The sequence below is a fragment of the Mesorhizobium sp. M0227 genome (assembly GCF_040321855.1).
Classification (GTDB): Bacteria; Pseudomonadota; Alphaproteobacteria; order Rhizobiales; family Rhizobiaceae; genus Mesorhizobium.
Genome location: NZ_JAMYSJ010000019.1, coordinates 23,162 through 41,367, shown reverse-complemented (window position 1 = coordinate 41,367; position 18,206 = coordinate 23,162). Strand labels below are relative to the sequence as shown.

The window sequence follows — 18,206 nt, the reverse complement described above, 5'->3', positions numbered from 1 at the left end:
GAGAAAACGACGATGCGACAAAAAAGAAACGCGCAAAGGGCAAAGGCAGTGCTTGTTGCCGGCGGTGCGGGATTCCTCGGTTCGCATCTTTGCGAAGCATTGCTCCGCGACGGCTGGCGCGTGATCTGCGCCGACAATTTCCTGACTGGGCGCATGGAGAACATCATCTCGATCATGGACCAGCCGGGTTTCCGATTGATCGAGCAGGACATCTGCCGGCCATTGGATCTCGGCGAGCCCGTGGAGCGTATCTTCAATCTGGCATGCGCTGCCTCGCCGCCGCGTTACCAGGCCGACCCGATCCACACCACGCGAACCTGTGTGATCGGCACGCTCAACCTGCTTGAACTCGCTGCCCACAATAACGCGCGGCTGCTACAGGCCTCGACGAGCGAAGTGTATGGCGATCCGGAGCAACATCCTCAGAAGGAGGACTATGTTGGCCATGTGAACTGCACCGGCCCACGCGCCTGCTACGACGAGGGCAAGCGCACCGCCGAAACGCTTTGCTTCGACTATCTTAGAGCCGGCAAAGCCGACGTGCGCGTCGCGCGCATCTTCAACACCTACGGTCCGAGAATGGATCCGGCGGACGGCCGCATCGTCTCGAACCTGATCATGCAGGCGCTCGAGAAACGTCCTCTGACGATCTTCGGCGACGGCTTGCAGACGCGATCCTTCTGCTACGTCTCCGATCAGATTGATGGATTGAGGCGACTGATGGATATCGATCCCAATCCGGGCAAGCCGGTCAACCTGGGCAATCCCGGAGAATTCAGCATCGTGCGACTGGCGGCGTTGGTAAAGGCGATGACCGGCACCAAATCGGATCTGAGATTTCTGCCGCTGCCGCAAGACGATCCTCGGCGCAGGCAGCCCGATATTTCGCGTGCAAAAGCGCTGCTCGGCTGGACACCGAAGGTGCCCCTCAACGAAGGGCTCAAGCTGACGATCGATTATTTCGCGGCGCTCGAAGGCAGTCGCATCGGCGATCAGATGACAGGCTTTGCCAAAAGGGCGAGACCCGCATCCGGCGGGCTGCAGAACCTTCCGGCATGATGCGAGCCGGCGGTCGAATCTTTCCCGAGATCGTGCGGAACATCCGCCCAAGCTTGTGGTTTGGCGGGAGGACCCGATACGGAGGATCATCCTCATGCGACCCAAGCGACCCGCGAGAGAGATCGACCAGATGGCCGAACGTGAGACGGCTGCCTATCTGCGGCGCGCCTCGATCACCTATCTCGAGTGCTGCGTCAGCCTGATGATGACGCATCTCCAGCGGGAGGAAGTGGCCACTATTCTCGAGCAGGAAGCAGACATGTTGCGAAGGCTGGACTGATCGGAACGATCATGCCCGGCATTCGTCCAGGAACCGTCTCAGTCGCATCCTATATCGGTCTGCCGTCGCGGCCAGCCTTGCTTTTTCCCGGCCATTTTCGGATTGCGCAGCCGTGCTCCAGAGCCCGAGCTGGAATGCCAAATAGCACGGTTCGAAAAAGCCGATGTGGCCGTTGTCGATGGCAAGCTTCATTCCTTGGACCAGGGTCCTCACATCGCTGTCGGATAGCCCGTACTCGACACGGGCGCCGGCAATGTCCCACTCAATCGGCTGGCAGCCGATCAAATCGTGTGCCCGGCAATGGTCGACAGCATCTGTCTTGAGCACCCTGCCGTCGGCACGAACGAGAAACTCCCACGGTTGTAGCTTTCCGTCGATTTCAACCCGCTGAAGCACATGCGCGGGAGTTTTTTTCGAGAGCCAACCGCGCAACGTCGCCGCGCGTTTTTCGCCCAGGGCTTCCGACGCATTGGAAACAGCCATCTCCGCGAGTGCAAGCAATGATGCACCCGGTTCGCAAGTTCGAAGATTAAGCGCACGCCAGGCCAGGTAATTTGTGAACTCCGCGATCAGCCTTTCCTTGGGCAGCGGCGCCTGATCCATCGTGGTGCCGTCAATCCACCGTTCAACCAGAAAGCCATGGCAAAGCGCGACAACTTGCGATCCGAACCCGGCTTCATGCAACATCGCCGCGGCTCGTTTCTTGCGCAGTCCGGTTTCGCCGAGGCCGGCAAATTTGACGAGCCAGCGGTCACGCCCGGCGGACGCAAGGAATTTGCGCCGCTCGGTACCGCGTGGGCTCGGCGGCCAGCGCCCTTCGTCGGTGTAGTGGGCGGCCCGCCACTCGCCGCCAGATAGTTCGGTCAGGCTTAATTCCGGCCTGCCGACCGCCTCGGCCACCCAATCGCGCAGCGTGGGAATTTTCGAGTTTTCGGAGAAGGTGCATTCAAACCCCGTCGCCACATGTTTCGGACAGCGCGACCATGTCTCCCAAGACTCCCGCGACGCTTCGGTGCCCGGGCCGCCTGAATGGCTGGGAAACAGGTGAATGCGGTCCGTATCGATACCCAGTTCACGCAGCCACACGACAACGGCATGCATCGAACTGCCGGAAAGGCCGGGACCCTCGTCGACAACGGCAAAGCGAGCCGACGGATTGTTCTTCCAGGTGGCGATCGACCGCGGATCGGCGTTGACATGCCGGCGGAAGGGATGACCGATCGGACGAACGCTGAATGGCGCCGCCGCGCCAATCGAGGCCGCCACCATAGCTGCCAGTCCAAGGCCAATGCTGCGGACGCCGATCACGCATGTGTTCGCATCGAGACCCGACTTCTGCGCCGCGTCCAAATAGCTTTCGGGATAAAGCGCATAATGCGCATAACCCTCGGCAGAGCCGGTCACAACCTCGGCCTGGCAGTCGAGCCCGGCCAGCAGTTTGAGAAGTCCCGGGTCGATGCCACCGCCGACGTCGAAACCGCTTCGCCACGACTTCGCCACCTCTGCCGCAAGTCCGACCAGCAACCTCGCGCCTTGCTGTTGTCGCGGCGAAAAGATGTCGATGCCGCTGGTTTCGAAGTCGACATCGGCAAGCGCCTGAACCAGCTCCGACACGCTGATGAACAGTCCGACCAATGCAGCGTGGCGTCGGACGCCATGAGACATCCGATCCAGGCTTTCGGCCATTTCACTTGCTGCTTCGCGAAGCTGTTGTGCGTTCTGCGTCTGCTTGTGGTCGCCGTAGACGATCATCGGTCGGTTTTCCAATGCTTGCCGTGCGGCAACGCATCGAATGCAGCTTCGATCCATGCTGTCTCGCGCAATTTTTCGATGGGCGGAGGAACATTCCGGCACGCTGATGGTTCGGCGCCAGGAACTTACCTTTGAACAACATAGGGTGGCGGTTCGTGGGATCGAAAAAGGTTCGTGTTGGTATCGTTGGTGTCGGCAACTGCGCATCCTCCCTCGTGCAGGGCCTCTCCTTTTACCGTCACGCGAAGAGCAACGAACCAATCCCTGGGCTGATGCATGCCGACCTCGGCGGCTACCATGTCGACGACATCGAGATTGTCTGCGCATTCGATGTCGCCAGGAGCAAAGTTGGCCTCGACGTCGCGGAAGCGATCTACGCCGCCCCCAACAACACGTTCCGCTTTGCCGACGCGTTGACAACCGGCGTTCGCGTCGAGCGCGGACCGACGCTGGACGGGATCGGCAAATATTTGCGTGACGAGATTGAAGAAGCTCCGGAGCCGGTTGCCAATGTCAGCGAGATCCTGCGCGACAGCAACGCTGACGTGCTGGTTTCCTACCTGCCGGTGGGTTCCGAGGAGGCGACCTGCTTCTATGCCGAATGCGCACTCGAGGCCGGCTGCGCCTTCGTCAATTGCATACCCGTTTTCATCGCCTCACGTCCGGAATGGCGCCGGCGCTTTGAGCAGCGAGGACTGCCGCTGGTCGGCGACGATATCAAGAGCCAGGTCGGCGCGACCATCGTGCACCGGTTGCTGGCCAATCTCTTTCGCGAACGCGGCGTGCGCATCGACCGCACCTATCAGCTGAATTTCGGCGGCAACACCGATTTTCTCAACATGCTGGAACGCGAGCGGCTGGAATCGAAGAAAATCTCGAAGACACAGTCCGTGGCCAGCCAGTTCGATGTTCCCCTGGAGCCGGGCAATATCCATGTCGGCCCGAGCGACCATGTGCCTTGGCTCACCGATCGCAAATGGGCCTATATAAGGGTGGAAGGCACGACTTTCGGCGGCGTGCCGCTCAATGCCGAACTCAAGCTGGAAGTCTGGGATTCTCCAAATTCAGCCGGCGTGGTGATCGATGCGTTACGCTGCGCCAAGCTGGCGCTCGATCGCGGCATAGCCGGTGCCCTGACCGGTCCCTGCAGTTATTTCATGAAGTCGCCTCCCGAACAGTTCACCGACGCCGAAGCGCGGCAGCGCACGCTTGCGTTCATCGCTGGCAAGGACGAGCCTTTGCTCGATGCCGCAGAATGACGACGACCTTCTTTCTGATCCGCCATGCGGCACACGACAATGTCGGCTCTTATCTTGCAGGCCGGATGGACGGCGTTTGCCTCGGCGATGCCGGCAAGGCACAGGCAGCGCAGCTTGGCGGCCGCATGGCCCGGGAGCCTATCGTCGCGATCCTGTGCAGCCCGCGTGAGCGTACGCGAGAGACGGCGCTGCCAATCGCGCTAGCCTGCGGTGTCGGGGACATCGCGATCTGCGCCGAACTCGACGAGATCGACTTCGGCGACTGGTCGGGAAAGACTTTCGATGAGCTGAATGGCGACGCCAGTTGGCGAGCGTGGAATGACCAGCGGCAGGAGGCAAGGACACCGAGTGGCGAGACCATGCAGGATGTCCAGCAACGCATTGTGTCGCTGATGGCCGCGGTCCGCGAGCGGCATCAGAACCAATGCGTCGCCCTGGTCAGCCATGCCGATGTGATCAAGGTCGCCGTCTGCACCGTCCTTGGCTTGCCGGCCGGTGACTGCTTTCGCTTCGACATCGATCCCGCCTCGATCACGACGATCGTGTCGGGGGACTGGGGGGCGAAGCTGATCCGATTGAACGAAGTTGCCTGACGAGGATTTGCCGGATGCAGATGGTCATTTTCGGTCTTACCGTCACGTCTTCATGGGGTAACGGCCATGCCACTTTATGGAGGGGACTGATCAGAGCCCTCGCCCGGCGCGGCTGGTCCATTACCTTCTTCGAACGCGACACACCCTACTATGCCGGAACGCGCGATCTCGATCATCTGGACGGCGGCAACGTCGTGCTCTACCCGGACTGGGAGGACATCCGCCGGGTCGCGGAGCAAACGATCAAACGATCGGATGTCGTGATCGTCACCTCTTATTGTCCCGACGCCGTGGACGCCTCGCGGCTGGCGCAGCAGGCAGGGCGCGGAGTGCGGGTCTTCTACGATCTGGACACTCCAGTCACGCTTGCCCGCATCGAACAAGGTGAGCGTCCACCCTATTTCGGCCCCGAGGGTCTTGCGGATTTCGATCTCGTCCTGAGTTACACAGGCGGCCCGGCGATCGACGCGCTAAAGACGGTGCTGGGTGCGCGCCACGTGGTGCCGCTCTATGGGCATGTCGATCCCGACCAACACCGGCCGGCAGCGCCGCGAGCCGATTTCAGGGCCGATTTGTCCTATCTCGGAACCTATGCGCCAGATCGCCAGGCGGCGGTCGAAAATCTGCTGGTTCGCCCAGCTGCGCGCTTGCCGGACCAGCGCTTCGTCATCGGCGGCGCACAATACCCGCAGGAGTTCCCGTGGAGCGACAACATCTTCTTCGTCAGGCACCTTCCGCCGGCCGATCACCCGGCGTTTTTCTCATCCTCTCGTCTGACGCTGAATGTCACCCGCGAGGCGATGGCGCAAAAGGGCTGGTGCCCTTCGGGCCGGTTGTTTGAAGCAGCGGCATGTGGAGTGCCGATCATAACCGACACCTGGCCGGGCCTAAGCAGCTTCTTCGAACCCGGCAGCGAGATCCTGCTGGCCCACGACACCGATGACGTCGTCGCGGCGCTCGCCTTACCCGCAGGAGAACTCGATGCCATCAAAACCCGAGCGCGCGAACGGGTTCTCGACGAACACACCTCTGCTCGGCGCGCGGCGGAGCTGGACCACATTCTAAACGACGCCTTTCAAAGATCTCCCGGCGAACCGATGATGGAAGCAGTCTGATGTTGGGCATTGTGCCCGCTGCCGGGCGCGGCAGCCGCATTCAGCCGCTCGGCTTCTCCAAAGAGCTGCTGCCGGTCGGCAGTCGGATCGATGGGCAGACCGAGCGTCCCTGCGCCGTGAGCGAGTATCTGGTGCGGCGGATGGTGCGCGCCGGCGTCGACAAGATCTGTTTCATCATTGGATCGGGCAAATCCGACATTCTCGAATATTACGCCGCCGGCTATGGTGACGCCGCGGCTCTCTTCGTGGTGCAGCCCAATCCGGTTGGGCTTTGCGATGCGATTTTTCGGGCAGCTCCTCTCGTCGCGCCCGATGAGGTCGTCCTGGTCGGCCTTCCCGACACGATCTGGTTTCCCGAGGACGGCTTCTGTCATTTGCCTGACGATCAGCTTTCATTTCTGCTCTTCCCGGTGGATCGTCCGGAATTCTTCGACGCCGTCATTGTCGATGACCACGAACGCGTGATCGAAATCCAGGTCAAGCAACAGGATGCCGGCACGAACTGGGTTTGGGGTGCGTTCAAGATGCCGGGCCAGATCCTGCATCAGCTTGCGGCACTCTGGCGCGAGCGGGAATGCCGTGACGAATATATCGGCACGTTGGTCAACGCCTACCTTGCGGCCGGAGGTCAAGCCTCCGGCGTCAAGGCTGGGTCCGCCTATGTCGATGTCGGCACGTTCAATGGCTATCGCACGGCTCTGCGGCTGCTCGAGGACGGCGCCGCACCCGTCCATCACCAAACGGCCACGATTATGCCAGGTGCCCGTTCGCATGTGCCTGTCGTTCCCGGCGAAGGAGCCTGATCATGCTGCATTCCCATGCCGAAATCCGCCGCCGTATCGATGCTCTCGGCCCATGGTTCCACAACATGGAACTGGCGGGTGTCGAAACCGCTCCCAACCATTTTCTCGGCAATTATCCGCTGATCAAATGGCGCAAATTCGCCGAGGCCATTCCCGCGGATCTGACAGGCAAGACGGTGTTGGATATCGGCTGCAATGCCGGTTTCTATTCCATCGAGATGAAACGGCGAGGTGCTGCCCGTGTCCTCGGCATCGATTTCGATGAGGCCTATCTGGCGCAGGCCCGCTTTGCCGCCGAGATCGCCAATTGCGAAATCGAATTCCAGAGACTTTCGGTCTACGACGTCGGCGCCCTGCGCGAAACATTCGATATCGTGCTGTTCATGGGGGTGCTTTATCACTTGCGCCACCCCTTGCTCGCGCTCGACCTTATCCGTGAGCATGTCGCCGGTGACCTGATGATCTTCCAGTCCATGCAGCGCGGCAGCACAGATCTGCCCGAGATGGAAGAGAACTATCATTTCTGGACGCATGACCTGTTCGACCGGCCGGAATTTCCCAAGCTCCATTTCATCGAGCACCGCTATGCCGATGACCCGACCAACTGGTGGATTCCCAACCGCGCCTGCACCGAAGCGATGCTGCGCAGCGCCGGATTTGAAATCGTCCTGCATCCGGAGCAGGAGGTCTATTTCTGCCGCGCCGCCGGCGACCCGGCCAGTGGCGGTCCCGTCTACCCCTCGAAAGGACAGCGCCATGATTGAAGCCGCGATGATCTGGAACGAGCCCAACAACAAATCGCATTGGGACCCGGAACTCGACCCTGATTGGAGCCGCTTTGCCAGGATGGCGATCCTGTCGGCGGACGCAATCGCATCTGAAAACCCGGCTTTGACCAAAGTGCTCGGCGGCATCTCGCCGATAGATCCGGGGTTCATCACCCGCATGAAGGAATTCGGCGTGCTGGATCATGTAGATGCCGTCGCTGTGCACGGCTTTCCCCTCGACTGGAATCTGTGGCAGATCCAGGAATGGCCGCAGAAGATCGGCGAGATCGCGACCGTCACCGACCTTCCCATCTGGGTCAGCGAAGTCGGCGTATCGACCTTCGGCGCCGAGGAAATCCAAGTCTGGGGGCTCAAGCGCACAGCTGAATTGCTGCTCGGCAATGCGCCACGCATCCAGTGGTACAGCCTCTATGATCTTCCGCGTGAATGGGAAGCAACGACGCGGCACCGCGAAGCCGAGGGCTCGTCTTATTACCGGCATTTCCATATGGGGCTGCTGCGCCAGGACGGCACGCCAAAGCCCGCGCTGGAGGAATTCCTGCGCCATGCACCTGCAATGGGCCTGGTGCAGTGGTTTCATTTCGAAGACCCGCGGCTGGACGATGCCGTCGCCTGGATGAAGCGGCTGGGTGTCACCAACATGCGTACCGGGCTTTCCTGGGCGGACAGCTTTCGGCCGAATGCGCTGGACTGGTTCGACCGGCAGATGGAAGCACTCGCCGATTTCGATGTGACGGTCACCTTCTGCTTCACACCTCAGCACCGCGGAATGATGCCCCACCACACCAGCCCCCCCCTGGTGCCGGAGGAGTTCGCGGAATTCTGTTCAACCATGATCCGCCGCTATGCGCCTGGCATGACATCGGCCTCGCTCCCCACGCAGCGGGCCTCGGCCGCGTGAAATGTCATGGTGCCCATGCATCAGATGCCGGGCTCCGCGACGCCGTTGACAGGTGGAGATGCGGCGCAGGGCAACGAGAAGCGACCGGCCGCGACGCTCACCGTCCTCAATGTCGCCTACCCTCTCGCGCCCGTCGGCCCCGACGCTGTCGGCGGTGCCGAACAGGTTCTGTCGATGCTCGATCGGGCACTGGTTCAGGCCGGTCATCGGTCTATCGTCATTGGCTGCGGAGGCTCCCGAACGAGCGGCACGCTTGTGGAAATACCGGCCGAAAACGGCGTACTCGACGAGGCGGCGAAGAGCCGCGCGCAACAGGCCCATCGCGACGCGATCGCGGCTGCCCGCGCCCGATGGCCCATCGACGTGGTTCATCTGCACGGCATTGATTTCGACGCTTATCTGCCCGACGATGGTCCGACCTTGGTGACCCTCCACCTGCCATTGGATTGGTATCCGGCCGCGGCATTGCGCCCGACGCGCGGTGACCTCTGGCTCCATGCGGTCTCGCCCAGCCAGCAGAAAACCGCGCCATCAGGCGCCAGGCTGGCGGCGCCCATTCCAAACGGCGTTGACATCGAAGCACTGACCCTGCTGCAGCCGAAGCGCGACTTTGCCCTTGTTCTAAGCCGGGTTTGCCCGGAAAAGGGCGTCCACCTGGCGCTCGACGCAGCCAAACAGGCAGATGTGCCGCTGGTCATCGGCGGCAAGGTCTATCCCTATGAAACGCATACGCGGTACTTTCGCGATGAGGTCCAATCTCGCCTCGATGGCCGCCGCCGCTTCCTTGGCCCGCTCGGCTTCACCGCCAAGCGACGCATTCTCAACGCAGCGCGCTGTCTGGTCATTCCGAGCCTCGCAGCCGAGACCAGCTCGCTTGTGGCCATGGAGGCCCTCGCCTGCGGTACCCCGGTGGTCGCCTTTCCAAATGGTGCGCTTCCCGATGTCATAGAGCACGGCAGGACGGGCTTTCTCGTCGACACGGTCGATGAGATGGCCCAAGCCATTCTTGCGGCGTCCAGCTTGGATGCCGAGACATGCAGGGCCGAAGCGCGACGGCGGTTTTCGCTGGAACGGATGATCTCGTCTTACATGGACGCCTATCAGGCGCTGGCACAGCTTGGCAGTGGTCGCCGGCGCTTCGCCGCGGTGCCGTGAGTAAAGCTGTGCTGCGCAGCGAAATCATCGGTGACCTCGCACAATTCGACGCCTTGACGCCGCACTGGTGGAAACTGTGGCAGCAGAGTCCCTCGGCGACGCCGTTTCAATCTCCCGCCTGGCTGGTGCCGTGGTGGCACGCATTCGCACCCGGTGAACTGGCGACGGTCGCGGTATGGCGCGGCGGCGATCTGGTCGGGCTGGCGCCGCTCTATCTCGAGCATGGGACCGCCGGTTCGAAGCTGCTTCCGGTCGGCATTTCGCTCAGCGACTACCTGGACATTCTGGCTGTCCCTGGGATCGAAGCCGAGGTCGTCGCCATTGTCGCCGAGTCGATCCTCTCGATCGGGTGGGTGCAATGGATCTTGTCGGACTTGCCGCAGGACAGCGTCGCCCTTGCGATGACGCATCCCGAGATGGATTGGCCGACCGCCCATGCCGCCTGCCCCGTGCTCGCCCTCGCCGGCGACGAAACGCTTGCAGGCTGCGTCCCCGCAAGACGCAGACGCCAGTTGCGTCGGGCGCGTCAAGCCGCATCAAGATGCGGCCGGATCGCGATGTCGTCGGCGAGCGGCAGTCCGCAAACCTTCCTCGATCAGTTGATCCGCCTGCACAATATGCGCTGGGCCGAACAAGGAGGCGGTGTGTTGGCCAACGCCGCCGTCGAGCAATTCCATCGGCTCTCACTTCCCGTGCTCGATGCTCACGGTCTGGTGCGATGCTGGCTGTTCGCGATCGATGGCGGGACCGTCGGCGCCTATTACGGATTTCACCACTGCGGCCGTGCCTATGCTTACCTCGGTGGCTTCGACCCTGCTTATGCCGAGGAGAGCCCAGGCGCGATCCTGATTGGCCACGCAATCGCGGAAGCGATCCGCGAAGATGCGCGCGAGTTCGATTTCCTGCGCGGCCAGGAGGCCTATAAATATGGCTGGGGCGCCGTCGACAGGTGGACGATGCGCAGGGTCTGGACGCGGAGTTGATGCATGAGTGTAACCGCACCGAAAGCCGCCCGGCGCCTGACATCGGTCAGGCTGGCGGTTGAAGACTGCGTGGCCGATGGCATTTGCGCCGAAGGCGTTCTCGTCAGACTGGCGCTCCACCTGCCGCCCACAATTGGAGCGGCGGAATTGGCGGAGGTCGTGCTGAAGGTCCAGCCGGCGGATGCCGGCGACGCAGCAAGGCTGCGAAAGGTCGCCGGACTGCTGCGCTGCAAGCCAGACGTCTTCGCCATGTTGCAGGCAGCGGGTGGCGCCGTTCGGCATGAGCGCAATGAGGATGAGACGAATGTCGCTGTCGTCAGGCGGCTGGCCTCCAGCTTCGATGCCGCGGCAGCGATTTCGGGAGCCGCGAGTGTCCAACTGGCATCCCTCGGCGATGAGGCAAGGCTCACAGCCACGACCAACGAAATCGTTGCATGGCTGGAAGCGCGAGAATTCACCGGAAGGGAACGGAGCATCCTCGACATCGGTTGCGGCATCGGCCGTTTCGAGCGTGCGCTGTGCAAATCCTTCAAGCGGATGGTCGGCATCGACATATCGCCGCGGATGATCTCCATCGCCTCCGAGCAATGCGCCGCACTCGGCAATGTCGAGTTGCGACAAACCTCCGGTCTCGATCTGTCCGAATTCGCCGATGCCAGTTTCGATTGCGTGCTGGCGGTGGACAGCTTTCCCTATCTGGTTCTGGCCGGCATGGCTGATCGGCATTTCGACGAAATTGCGCGCGTTCTGAAACGGCCGGGCTGGCTCGCCTTGCTGAACTATTCCTATCGCGGATCACTTCTCTCAGACCGCGATGACATCGGCCGTCTGGCGCAAGCTCATCAATTGCGGGTCCTCATCGACGGCGAGAAGCCGTTTCGGTCGTGGGATGGCGACGCCTTTCTGCTCGCTGGGTGAAGCGGAACATTACAGCGCGATGCCAGTTCGGACGTCGAACAACGGGCACCGACGAGTGTCCCCGATTCGAAGGAGGATATCATGGCATCCGGCGGTAAAAAACATTTCGGCCGCAGCAGCCAGGCAAGAGTGCCGACGCCGGCGCGGTGACCTCACCGGAGAAGGACGAGATCGAAGAAAACGCGGTCTTGTCGAATCGCGACAAGAAGCAGCATGGCCAGGAGCGCGGGCAGGACGGCAATCGGATCAAGTCCGATCAATATCCGGGTCACGCCGCTGACCGATTGCCTAAGGACTGAACGCTACCGCAGCGCGTCCATGGCCCGCGGCGACGAAGGAGCAGCAAGGAAATAAACCTGTGCAAGGGGCCGCTGGTGAGCTTCTTGGCGGTGGACACCGCCTTGTAATGCAAGGCGCTTACCACCACACTAGGATCAAGGGACCGCTATCAAGAGAATGTGATGTCTCGTTCGAGCGACGATACCGCGGATCCGCATGTCGAGATGGCTGTGGATCAGGAGATTGCTTCCCTGCTGGCCGCCATAGAGCAGGAAAAAATTCCAGATCGCCTGACCGAGCTGGCGATCGAATTGCAAAACGCGCTCGTCGAGAAACGTCGACGCGACGTGAAGAACTGACTATCTGCGGCCGTCGACCTCGACATCGAGCTGACCATCCGACAGCTGGTTTCGTCTTTCCATCAATGTCTGCAGCGAACTCTCCCCCAGGAATTCAAGGATGTTGGCGCGCGCACGGTTCAGGCGGCTTTTGACCGTCCCGACCGCGCAACCGCATATGTCGGCGGTTTCCTCGTAGCTCACTCCCAAAACGCCGATCAGCATCAGGACCTCGCGTTGGTGTTCAGGCAGCCTTTGAATGGCGCCGTGAACTTCCCTGCTCTGAACCGTCCATTCCTGGGTAGCTTCCGAAATTGGCCTCGAAGACGCGCAATCGAGCAGGCCGGGCGCCTCCCGGGCAGCGATCTTGACCCGGGTGTAATAAGTGTTGCGCATGATGGTGAAGAGCCACGACTTCATGCGCGTACCGGGTTCGAACTTGTCGATGTTGGCGAGACCCTTGGTCAGTGTCTCCTGCACGAGATCGTCGGCGTCGTCGGGGACGCGGCAGAAGGTGCGCGCGAATGCCCGCAGGGCAGGTATCAGGTCAACGATGGAAACTTCACTGGTTTCCTGGTCGGCCAAAAGGCAGCCTCCGGATGACAATGGTCCAGCTCCCAGAAGAAAGAGTGTGTGAACGCAGCCCCAGCTAAATGCATGGAAGTTTGGTTCGTTCCTCGTGCTGGAGACAACTCTTCATAAATTCTGCGCAGGCGGAGATATCTGTCATCCGATCGGCGCGCACCATCGCCGCAGCAGTCACGGCTCCTCCGACAGCGGTGTCTCCAGCGTCCATTTTTTACGGGAACAAAGCCGCTCACCGGCAGTTTGATGGCTTGACCACTTCAACCTTCCGGTATCGATCGAGGACCTGTCATGGCCAAATCCGCTCGCCCCTCCGCTCGCCAATCGGCAAGTGGACTGGATCAGAATAGCGCGCGCGGAAATGGCGGCGAGTTGCACCAGATCGCGGGGGACGAAACGCCTGCCCTTACGACGGCGCTCGGAACGCCTGTCTCCGACGACCAAAACACATTGCGGATCGGTGAGCGCGGACCATCGCTGATCGAGGACTTTCACTTTCGCGAGAAGATTTTCCACTTCGACCACGAACGCATCCCGGAAAGGGTCGTTCATGCCCGCGGCTACGGTGCGCATGGTTTTTTCGAGACCTACGAGTCACTTGCCAAATACACACGTGCCGACATTTTCCAGCGAGTTGGTGAGAAGACGCCGGCATTCGTTCGTTTCTCGACGGTTGCCGGCAACAAGGGCTCGTTCGATCTCGCCCGCGACGTGCGCGGCTTCGCGGTCAAGCTCTACACCAAGGAAGGCAATTGGGACCTGGTCGGCAACAACATCCCGGTCTTCTTCATCCAGGACGCCATCAAGTTTCCCGACCTGATCCACGCTGCCAAACAGGAGCCCGACCGTGCCTTTCCGCAGGCACAGACGGCGCACGACAATTTCTGGGACTTTATCAGCCTGATGCCGGAATCGATGCACATGGTGATGTGGATCATGTCGGATCGCGCGATCCCGCGTTCCTTCCGCTTCATGCAGGGCTTTGGTGTGCACACGTTCCGCCTCGTCAACGCGAAGGACGAATCCACCTTCGTCAAGTTCATCTGGAAACCCAAGCTCGGCATGCAATCGGTGGTCTGGAACGAGGCGGTCAAGATCAATGGCGCCGATCCCGACTTCCATCGCCGCGATCTGTGGGAGGCCATACAGGCCGGCAATTTCCCGGAATGGGAGTTGACGGTGCAACTGTTCGATCAGGCGTTTGCCGACAGTTTCGACTTCGATATCCTGGATGCAACGAAGATCATTCCCGAAGAGGTCCTCGAACCAATTCCGGTCGGTCGGCTGGTGCTCGACCGGATGCCGGATAATTTCTTCGCCGAGACCGAGCAGGTGGCGTTCATGACGCAGAATGTGCCGCCCGGAATCGATTTCTCCAACGATCCGCTTCTGCAAGGCCGCAACTTCTCTTATCTCGATACCCAATTGAAACGGCTGGGCAGCCCGAACTTTACCCATCTGCCGATCAATGCGCCGAAGTGCCCGTTCGCCCATTTTCAACAGGACGGGCACATGGCCATGCGCAACCCGGCCGGTCGCGCCAATTATGAGCCGAACTCATGGGGACTGGGACCGCGCGAGGATCCGCAGCGTGGCTTCCGTTCTTTCGCCGATGCCGAAGAAGGGCAGAAAGTACGTCTGCGCGCGGAGAGCTTCGCCGATCACTACAGCCAGGCCCGGCAATTCTTCAACAGCCAGACACCACCGGAGCAGCGTCACATCGCGATGGCGCTGACATTTGAACTGAGCAAGGTCCAGGCACCGGCGATCCGCGAGCGCATGGTTTCGCATTTGTTGAACATCGATGAAACGCTGGCGACCACGGTCGCCGACAAGCTCGGCGTCCGTGACCTGCCCGAACCTGCCGAAGCCGCCGTTACGCCGCGTGATGACTTGCCGCCGTCGCCGGCGCTCAGCATCATTCAAAATGGGCCTGATAGTTTTGAAGGCCGCAAAGTCGGTGTCATGCTTAGCGATGGAGCCGATGTCGCGCTGTTCGAGGAACTTCGTTCCGCCATCGAAGCGGAAGGCGCGGTGATGGAGGTGGTTGCGCCCAAGGTGGGCGGCGTCGAAACCGCCGACGGCACTCACATCGAGGCAAGGCACATGATCGACGGCGGTCCATCCGTATTGTTCGACGCGGTGGTGCTGCTCCTCTCCGAGGCGGGCGCCGAGTTGCTGGTCAAGGAGGCCGCTGCGAAGGATTTCGTGTCTGATGCGTTTGCGCACTGCAAGTTCATCGGCTTCACCACAGGGGCCGAGCCGCTCCTGATCAAAGCAGGCGTCGCTCCCGATGCCGATGAGGGGTTGACGCGGCTGGATTCGGCAGCTTCGGTAACTGCGTTTGTGCAGTCATGCCGCAAACTGCGGCTCTGGGCGCGGGAGGCGGCTGTCAAGCTTTGATGCGATGGCGCCAGCTGTTCCGTTGGCGTGTCCGCAGGCCTTGGTTGCCGCCACACCAGCCGCCACCGCGATCTACGAGCGGCCTTCCTTGCTGGACGCTTGTTGCCGCTGCTTTTCCAGGACCTCGTCGGTCCCGACCAGCTTCTTTGCTCCGCCTGAAATGGTCGTGGACACCACCGAGGGCGGATCGCTCGCCGGAAAGGAATCCTCCAACCCCGCCTGCAGTTGGTCCTCGAGCGTCTGTGGTTCTTCGGAACGGCCGGGCGTTCTGCGCGTGTCTATCTTCTCAAGTGCCTGTTTCTTTTTTGGCGAATCGTTGGCGTTCCGGACCAGGGCGTAAAGCTGCTCGATCGCGAATTCCTTGATCGATTCGAAATCGGCCCGATCGTCCTTTGCTGCCTCGATTTGATCAACCATGGCTTTCTCGAAGCGGTCGAGGCTGTCGGCTCCGCAGGCATGGGAAAGGCGCAACAGGGCCTCGTTCAGCATCAACGGAGCGAAATGTGCTGAAGCTTCAAGCCTGAGTTGCCTTAAACGATCCGGAGTGGCGGCCTGCAACTTTGACATGGACAACCTTCTTTCTCCCACAAACGTCTCAACGACATTTGACCGCCGATGTTCCACCAGGCCTGAACATCCTTCACGCCCGGCGAGCTACAGGAACCAGCTTGCTACCAGCCCCGCCGACGCCGCAAGAATCGCCAGGATCGTCACCCCACCCAGGATGTTCGTACTTGTGCTGTTGACCTTGTCACCCATGATCTTGCGGTTGTTGGTCATGATGAGAATGAGAAGCAGCAGCGGCGGCGTTGAAAATCCTTGCACGATGCCGGACCAGACCAGCGCTTTCATCGGGTTGAAGCCGAAGAAATTGAGGCCCACCGCCACCAGCGTTATGACCCCGATCACGATGTAGAATTTGGGAGCCTGCCGGGGTTTGGCATGCAAGCTATTCTTCCATCCCATCGCCTGAGCGAAATCGAAAGCAGCGCCAGCGGTCATGATCGGCACGGCCAGAAAGCCGACGCCAATTACACCGGCCGCAAAGAGAATGCCGGCAGCGTCGCCGGCAAGCGGCCGCAGCGCTTCGGCCGCCTGTGCCGCTGTCTCGATCTGCGTCTGCCCGGCCTTGTAGAGCGTCGACCCTGTCGAAAGGATGATGAAATACATGATCAGATTGGAAAACGTCATGCCGATCAGGATATCGCGGCGGGATCGGCGCAGCTCGCCCTCGGTGGCTCCTTTGCGCTCTTCGAGGCTCGTTCGACCCTTGGCGATCTCCTCCTCCACCTCCTGATTGGACTGCCACGTGTAAAGGTATGCGGAGAGCGTGGTCCCGACGATGGCGACGAGGATGGACAGGTATTCGCGGCTGAACTCGATTTTTGGCAACAGCGTGCCACGCAGAACGGAGGCGGCATCCGGTTTGGCAAGCACCGCGGAGACCACATAGGCAAGCAGAGCCAGAGCCAGCCACCGGAACACATTTCGGATCAATTTATACGATCCGAACACCTGCAGGGCAAAAATGACGATCGCGACGACAATGACGACCAACGGAGCAGGCAGCGGAACAAACAGCACAATGGCCGCCGACATGGCGCCAAGGTCGGCGGCTGCCTCGATCGTGTTGCCAATCAGTACGCCCACCAGCACAGACCATAGCAGCCAACGCGGATAGAAGTCCGATATGACCTTGAAAAGCCCGCGACCCGAAACCTGGCCAAGTTTGGATGAAAGATAGACGACGAGATACATCATCGGCAGCGTGACAGGTGCCGTCCACAGCAGGTCGGGCCCGAACCGCGCTCCGGCGCTCGCGTAGGTACCGATAGCCGAGCAGTCGTCATCGGCCGCGCCGGTGATCAGACCAAGCCCGAGAGCCCGAACGACGCCGCCTTTTTTTGGCTCTCTTGCCCTTTGGCCCTCTTCAGGTGGCTTGTTCATTGAAGGCGCGTCTTTACCGGGGCCACGCAAGAAATCATGACGAACATTCCAATCGGATGCCGATGAAGCAGCCGTTTCAAGCTGCATTGAGATCGAGTTCGAACCTCTGGTCAGGCTTTTTGTTCCTGGACACAGTCCCGGTCCGCGACGGCGATTCATCCCATGCGGGTTCTTTCGGCGGAGCCGAACATCGAAGCGAATGCTCCGTTCCCCTGAAGAAGAGAATGCTTGTGTCGAAGCCTGTCATTCAGGCGACGTGGCACAAAATTATTCTTTGAAGGAATGTCCAGCGGCGCCAAAGTCGAGTGTGGGGCCCGGCTGTTCATCCGCTTCGTCAGCGGCTCGTACCGCCGCCGATCACCATCCGCACGCCGAGGCCGATGATGAGACAGCCGGCGAGCCGCTGCTGCCAAAGCCTTGCGCGAGGGTGCCGCATGACCCATGCGCCGGCCGCGCCCGATGCCAAGGCGTAGGCTCCCAGCACCAGCACACCGGTTATCTTCTGTGTTGCGCCAAGCAGCACCAGCTGCAACGTGACGGAGCCCCTATGCGGATCGACAAATTGCGGCAGGAACGCAACCATGAACATCAAAGGCCAGGGATTGCTCAGATTGGCGATCATTCCTTCCCGGGCGGCGGCGAGCGGCCGCAGGGCCTTGAGGTCACCCGTGGGAATGGTTGCCGAGGATGAAAGCAGCAGCCGGATACCCAGCCAGACGATGTAGGCCGCCCCGGCCCATCGAAGCAGATTGAACGCCAGGGGCGAGGCGTGGACAAGCGAGGACAGGCCGAATGCAATCAGCGGAAGCTGCACAAGTCCGGCGCCCAGCGTCATGCCGAGCACCGTGAACAGCGCCACGTCGCGCCCCTGCCCGATGCCGCGTGCCATCACCAGCATGCTGTCGGGGCCTGGCGGCATCTGCATCAGAATGACGGTTCCGACAAAAGCTATCCACAATGAGGGATCGATGGGACATCTCCGCTCGCGTTGCCGATGACATCAAAGCGACCAGCCGTCATCCGGGTTCCGCGGCAAATGAAAATGTCC

18 protein-coding genes are annotated in these 18,206 nt (G+C 61.0%); 13 read left to right on the top strand and 5 right to left on the bottom strand.

Annotated features, from left to right (window positions below; genetic code table 11):
• Positions 1-12 precede the first annotated feature (12 nt).
• Together NKJ00_RS22770 and NKJ00_RS22765 are read left to right on the top strand one after the other, a co-directional pair.
• Positions 13-1,059, top strand: coding sequence for a UDP-glucuronic acid decarboxylase family protein (locus NKJ00_RS22770; protein WP_023809477.1), 1,047 nt, complete (start codon positions 13-15; stop codon positions 1,057-1,059).
• A gap of 94 nt (positions 1,060-1,153) precedes the next feature.
• Positions 1,154-1,339, top strand: a complete 186-nt coding sequence (locus NKJ00_RS22765) for a hypothetical protein (protein ID WP_352631300.1) — start codon at positions 1,154-1,156, stop codon at positions 1,337-1,339.
• A gap of 9 nt (positions 1,340-1,348) precedes the next feature.
• On the opposite strand, the gene NKJ00_RS22760 is transcribed toward NKJ00_RS22765, so the two are convergent.
• Positions 1,349-3,091 carry a hypothetical protein gene (locus NKJ00_RS22760; protein WP_352610925.1) on the bottom strand — a complete coding sequence of 581 codons (1,743 nt, stop codon included), beginning with the start codon at positions 3,089-3,091 and terminating at the stop codon, positions 1,349-1,351.
• Positions 3,092-3,246: 155 nt separating this feature from the next.
• Between NKJ00_RS22760 and NKJ00_RS22755 the strand changes: the two genes are divergently transcribed.
• The 10 genes from NKJ00_RS22755 to NKJ00_RS22710 all read left to right on the top strand — a co-directional run bounded on the left by NKJ00_RS22755 (position 3,247) and on the right by NKJ00_RS22710 (position 12,244).
• The gene (locus NKJ00_RS22755; RefSeq protein ID WP_128303885.1) at positions 3,247-4,350 is read left to right on the top strand and encodes an inositol-3-phosphate synthase; all 1,104 of its coding nucleotides are present in this window, start codon (positions 3,247-3,249) and stop codon (positions 4,348-4,350) included.
• Positions 4,347-4,943, top strand: a complete 597-nt coding sequence (locus tag NKJ00_RS22750) for a histidine phosphatase family protein (RefSeq protein ID WP_023809481.1) — start codon at positions 4,347-4,349, stop codon at positions 4,941-4,943. The genes NKJ00_RS22755 and NKJ00_RS22750 overlap by 4 nt, the downstream gene beginning before the upstream one ends.
• Positions 4,944-4,957: 14 nt before the next feature.
• Positions 4,958-6,058 carry a CgeB family protein gene (locus tag NKJ00_RS22745; RefSeq protein ID WP_128303884.1) on the top strand — a complete coding sequence of 367 codons (1,101 nt, stop codon included), beginning with the start codon at positions 4,958-4,960 and terminating at the stop codon, positions 6,056-6,058.
• A complete protein-coding gene (locus NKJ00_RS22740) occupies positions 6,058-6,861 on the top strand; it encodes a sugar phosphate nucleotidyltransferase (RefSeq protein WP_352581126.1) in 804 nt (267 codons plus the stop codon). Before NKJ00_RS22745 ends, NKJ00_RS22740 begins: the two co-directional genes overlap by 1 nt.
• Before the next feature lie 2 nt (positions 6,862-6,863).
• Positions 6,864-7,625 (top strand): TIGR04290 family methyltransferase, encoded by a 762-nt coding sequence (locus tag NKJ00_RS22735; protein WP_352581125.1) that lies wholly within the window; start codon positions 6,864-6,866, stop codon positions 7,623-7,625.
• Positions 7,618-8,550, top strand: a complete 933-nt coding sequence (locus NKJ00_RS22730) for a glycoside hydrolase 5 family protein (RefSeq protein ID WP_023809485.1) — start codon at positions 7,618-7,620, stop codon at positions 8,548-8,550. Before NKJ00_RS22735 ends, NKJ00_RS22730 begins: the two co-directional genes overlap by 8 nt.
• 24 nt (positions 8,551-8,574) lie before the next feature.
• On the top strand, positions 8,575-9,705 hold the full coding sequence (locus tag NKJ00_RS22725; protein WP_352631299.1) for a glycosyltransferase family 4 protein: 1,131 nt from the start codon (positions 8,575-8,577) through the stop codon (positions 9,703-9,705).
• A complete protein-coding gene (locus NKJ00_RS22720; protein WP_128303881.1) occupies positions 9,702-10,688 on the top strand; it encodes a GNAT family N-acetyltransferase in 987 nt (328 codons plus the stop codon). The genes NKJ00_RS22725 and NKJ00_RS22720 overlap by 4 nt, the downstream gene beginning before the upstream one ends.
• Before the next feature lie 3 nt (positions 10,689-10,691).
• A complete protein-coding gene (locus tag NKJ00_RS22715) occupies positions 10,692-11,606 on the top strand; it encodes a class I SAM-dependent methyltransferase (protein ID WP_128303880.1) in 915 nt (304 codons plus the stop codon).
• A 461-nt stretch (positions 11,607-12,067) separates the two neighbouring features.
• Positions 12,068-12,244 (top strand): hypothetical protein, encoded by a 177-nt coding sequence (locus NKJ00_RS22710; RefSeq protein ID WP_023809490.1) that lies wholly within the window; start codon positions 12,068-12,070, stop codon positions 12,242-12,244.
• On the opposite strand, the gene NKJ00_RS22705 is transcribed toward NKJ00_RS22710, so the two are convergent.
• Positions 12,245-12,808: a sigma-70 family RNA polymerase sigma factor gene (locus tag NKJ00_RS22705; protein ID WP_023809491.1), complete on the bottom strand. Its 564-nt coding sequence runs from the start codon at positions 12,806-12,808 to the stop codon at positions 12,245-12,247.
• A 291-nt stretch (positions 12,809-13,099) separates the two neighbouring features.
• Between NKJ00_RS22705 and katE the strand changes: the two genes are divergently transcribed.
• A complete protein-coding gene (katE, locus tag NKJ00_RS22700; protein ID WP_023809492.1) occupies positions 13,100-15,211 on the top strand; it encodes a catalase in 2,112 nt (703 codons plus the stop codon).
• 72 nt (positions 15,212-15,283) lie between these two features.
• On the opposite strand, the gene NKJ00_RS22695 is transcribed toward katE, so the two are convergent.
• The 3 genes from NKJ00_RS22695 to NKJ00_RS22685 all read right to left on the bottom strand — a co-directional run bounded on the left by NKJ00_RS22695 (position 15,284) and on the right by NKJ00_RS22685 (position 18,083).
• The gene (locus NKJ00_RS22695; protein ID WP_023809493.1) at positions 15,284-15,778 is read right to left on the bottom strand and encodes a hypothetical protein; all 495 of its coding nucleotides are present in this window, start codon (positions 15,776-15,778) and stop codon (positions 15,284-15,286) included.
• An 87-nt stretch (positions 15,779-15,865) separates the two neighbouring features.
• Positions 15,866-17,245 (bottom strand): Nramp family divalent metal transporter, encoded by a 1,380-nt coding sequence (locus tag NKJ00_RS22690; protein ID WP_348625573.1) that lies wholly within the window; start codon positions 17,243-17,245, stop codon positions 15,866-15,868.
• 247 nt (positions 17,246-17,492) lie between these two features.
• Positions 17,493-18,083 carry a LysE family translocator gene (locus NKJ00_RS22685; protein ID WP_050592649.1) on the bottom strand — a complete coding sequence of 197 codons (591 nt, stop codon included), beginning with the start codon at positions 18,081-18,083 and terminating at the stop codon, positions 17,493-17,495.
• Positions 18,084-18,206 lie beyond the last annotated feature (123 nt).

Excerpts from the sequence above, each read along its gene's own strand:
- NKJ00_RS22770 (WP_023809477.1), top strand. The coding sequence starts at position 13 with ATGCGACAAAAAAGAAACGCGCAAAGGGCAAAGGCAGTGCTTGTTGCC.
- NKJ00_RS22765 (WP_352631300.1), top strand. The coding sequence starts at position 1,154 with ATGCGACCCAAGCGACCCGCGAGAGAGATCGACCAGATGGCCGAACGT.
- NKJ00_RS22760 (WP_352610925.1), bottom strand. The coding sequence starts at position 3,091 with ATGATCGTCTACGGCGACCACAAGCAGACGCAGAACGCACAACAGCTT.
- NKJ00_RS22750 (WP_023809481.1), top strand. The coding sequence starts at position 4,347 with ATGACGACGACCTTCTTTCTGATCCGCCATGCGGCACACGACAATGTC.
- NKJ00_RS22745 (WP_128303884.1), top strand. The coding sequence starts at position 4,958 with ATGCAGATGGTCATTTTCGGTCTTACCGTCACGTCTTCATGGGGTAAC.
- NKJ00_RS22740 (WP_352581126.1), top strand. The coding sequence starts at position 6,058 with ATGTTGGGCATTGTGCCCGCTGCCGGGCGCGGCAGCCGCATTCAGCCG.
- NKJ00_RS22735 (WP_352581125.1), top strand. The coding sequence starts at position 6,864 with ATGCTGCATTCCCATGCCGAAATCCGCCGCCGTATCGATGCTCTCGGC.
- NKJ00_RS22730 (WP_023809485.1), top strand. The coding sequence starts at position 7,618 with ATGATTGAAGCCGCGATGATCTGGAACGAGCCCAACAACAAATCGCAT.
- NKJ00_RS22725 (WP_352631299.1), top strand. The coding sequence starts at position 8,575 with ATGCCGGGCTCCGCGACGCCGTTGACAGGTGGAGATGCGGCGCAGGGC.
- NKJ00_RS22715 (WP_128303880.1), top strand. The coding sequence starts at position 10,692 with ATGAGTGTAACCGCACCGAAAGCCGCCCGGCGCCTGACATCGGTCAGG.
- NKJ00_RS22710 (WP_023809490.1), top strand. The coding sequence starts at position 12,068 with ATGTCTCGTTCGAGCGACGATACCGCGGATCCGCATGTCGAGATGGCT.
- katE (WP_023809492.1), top strand. The coding sequence starts at position 13,100 with ATGGCCAAATCCGCTCGCCCCTCCGCTCGCCAATCGGCAAGTGGACTG.
- NKJ00_RS22695 (WP_023809493.1), bottom strand. The coding sequence starts at position 15,778 with ATGTCAAAGTTGCAGGCCGCCACTCCGGATCGTTTAAGGCAACTCAGG.
- NKJ00_RS22690 (WP_348625573.1), bottom strand. The coding sequence starts at position 17,245 with ATGCAGCTTGAAACGGCTGCTTCATCGGCATCCGATTGGAATGTTCGT.
- NKJ00_RS22685 (WP_050592649.1), bottom strand. The coding sequence starts at position 18,083 with ATGCAGATGCCGCCAGGCCCCGACAGCATGCTGGTGATGGCACGCGGC.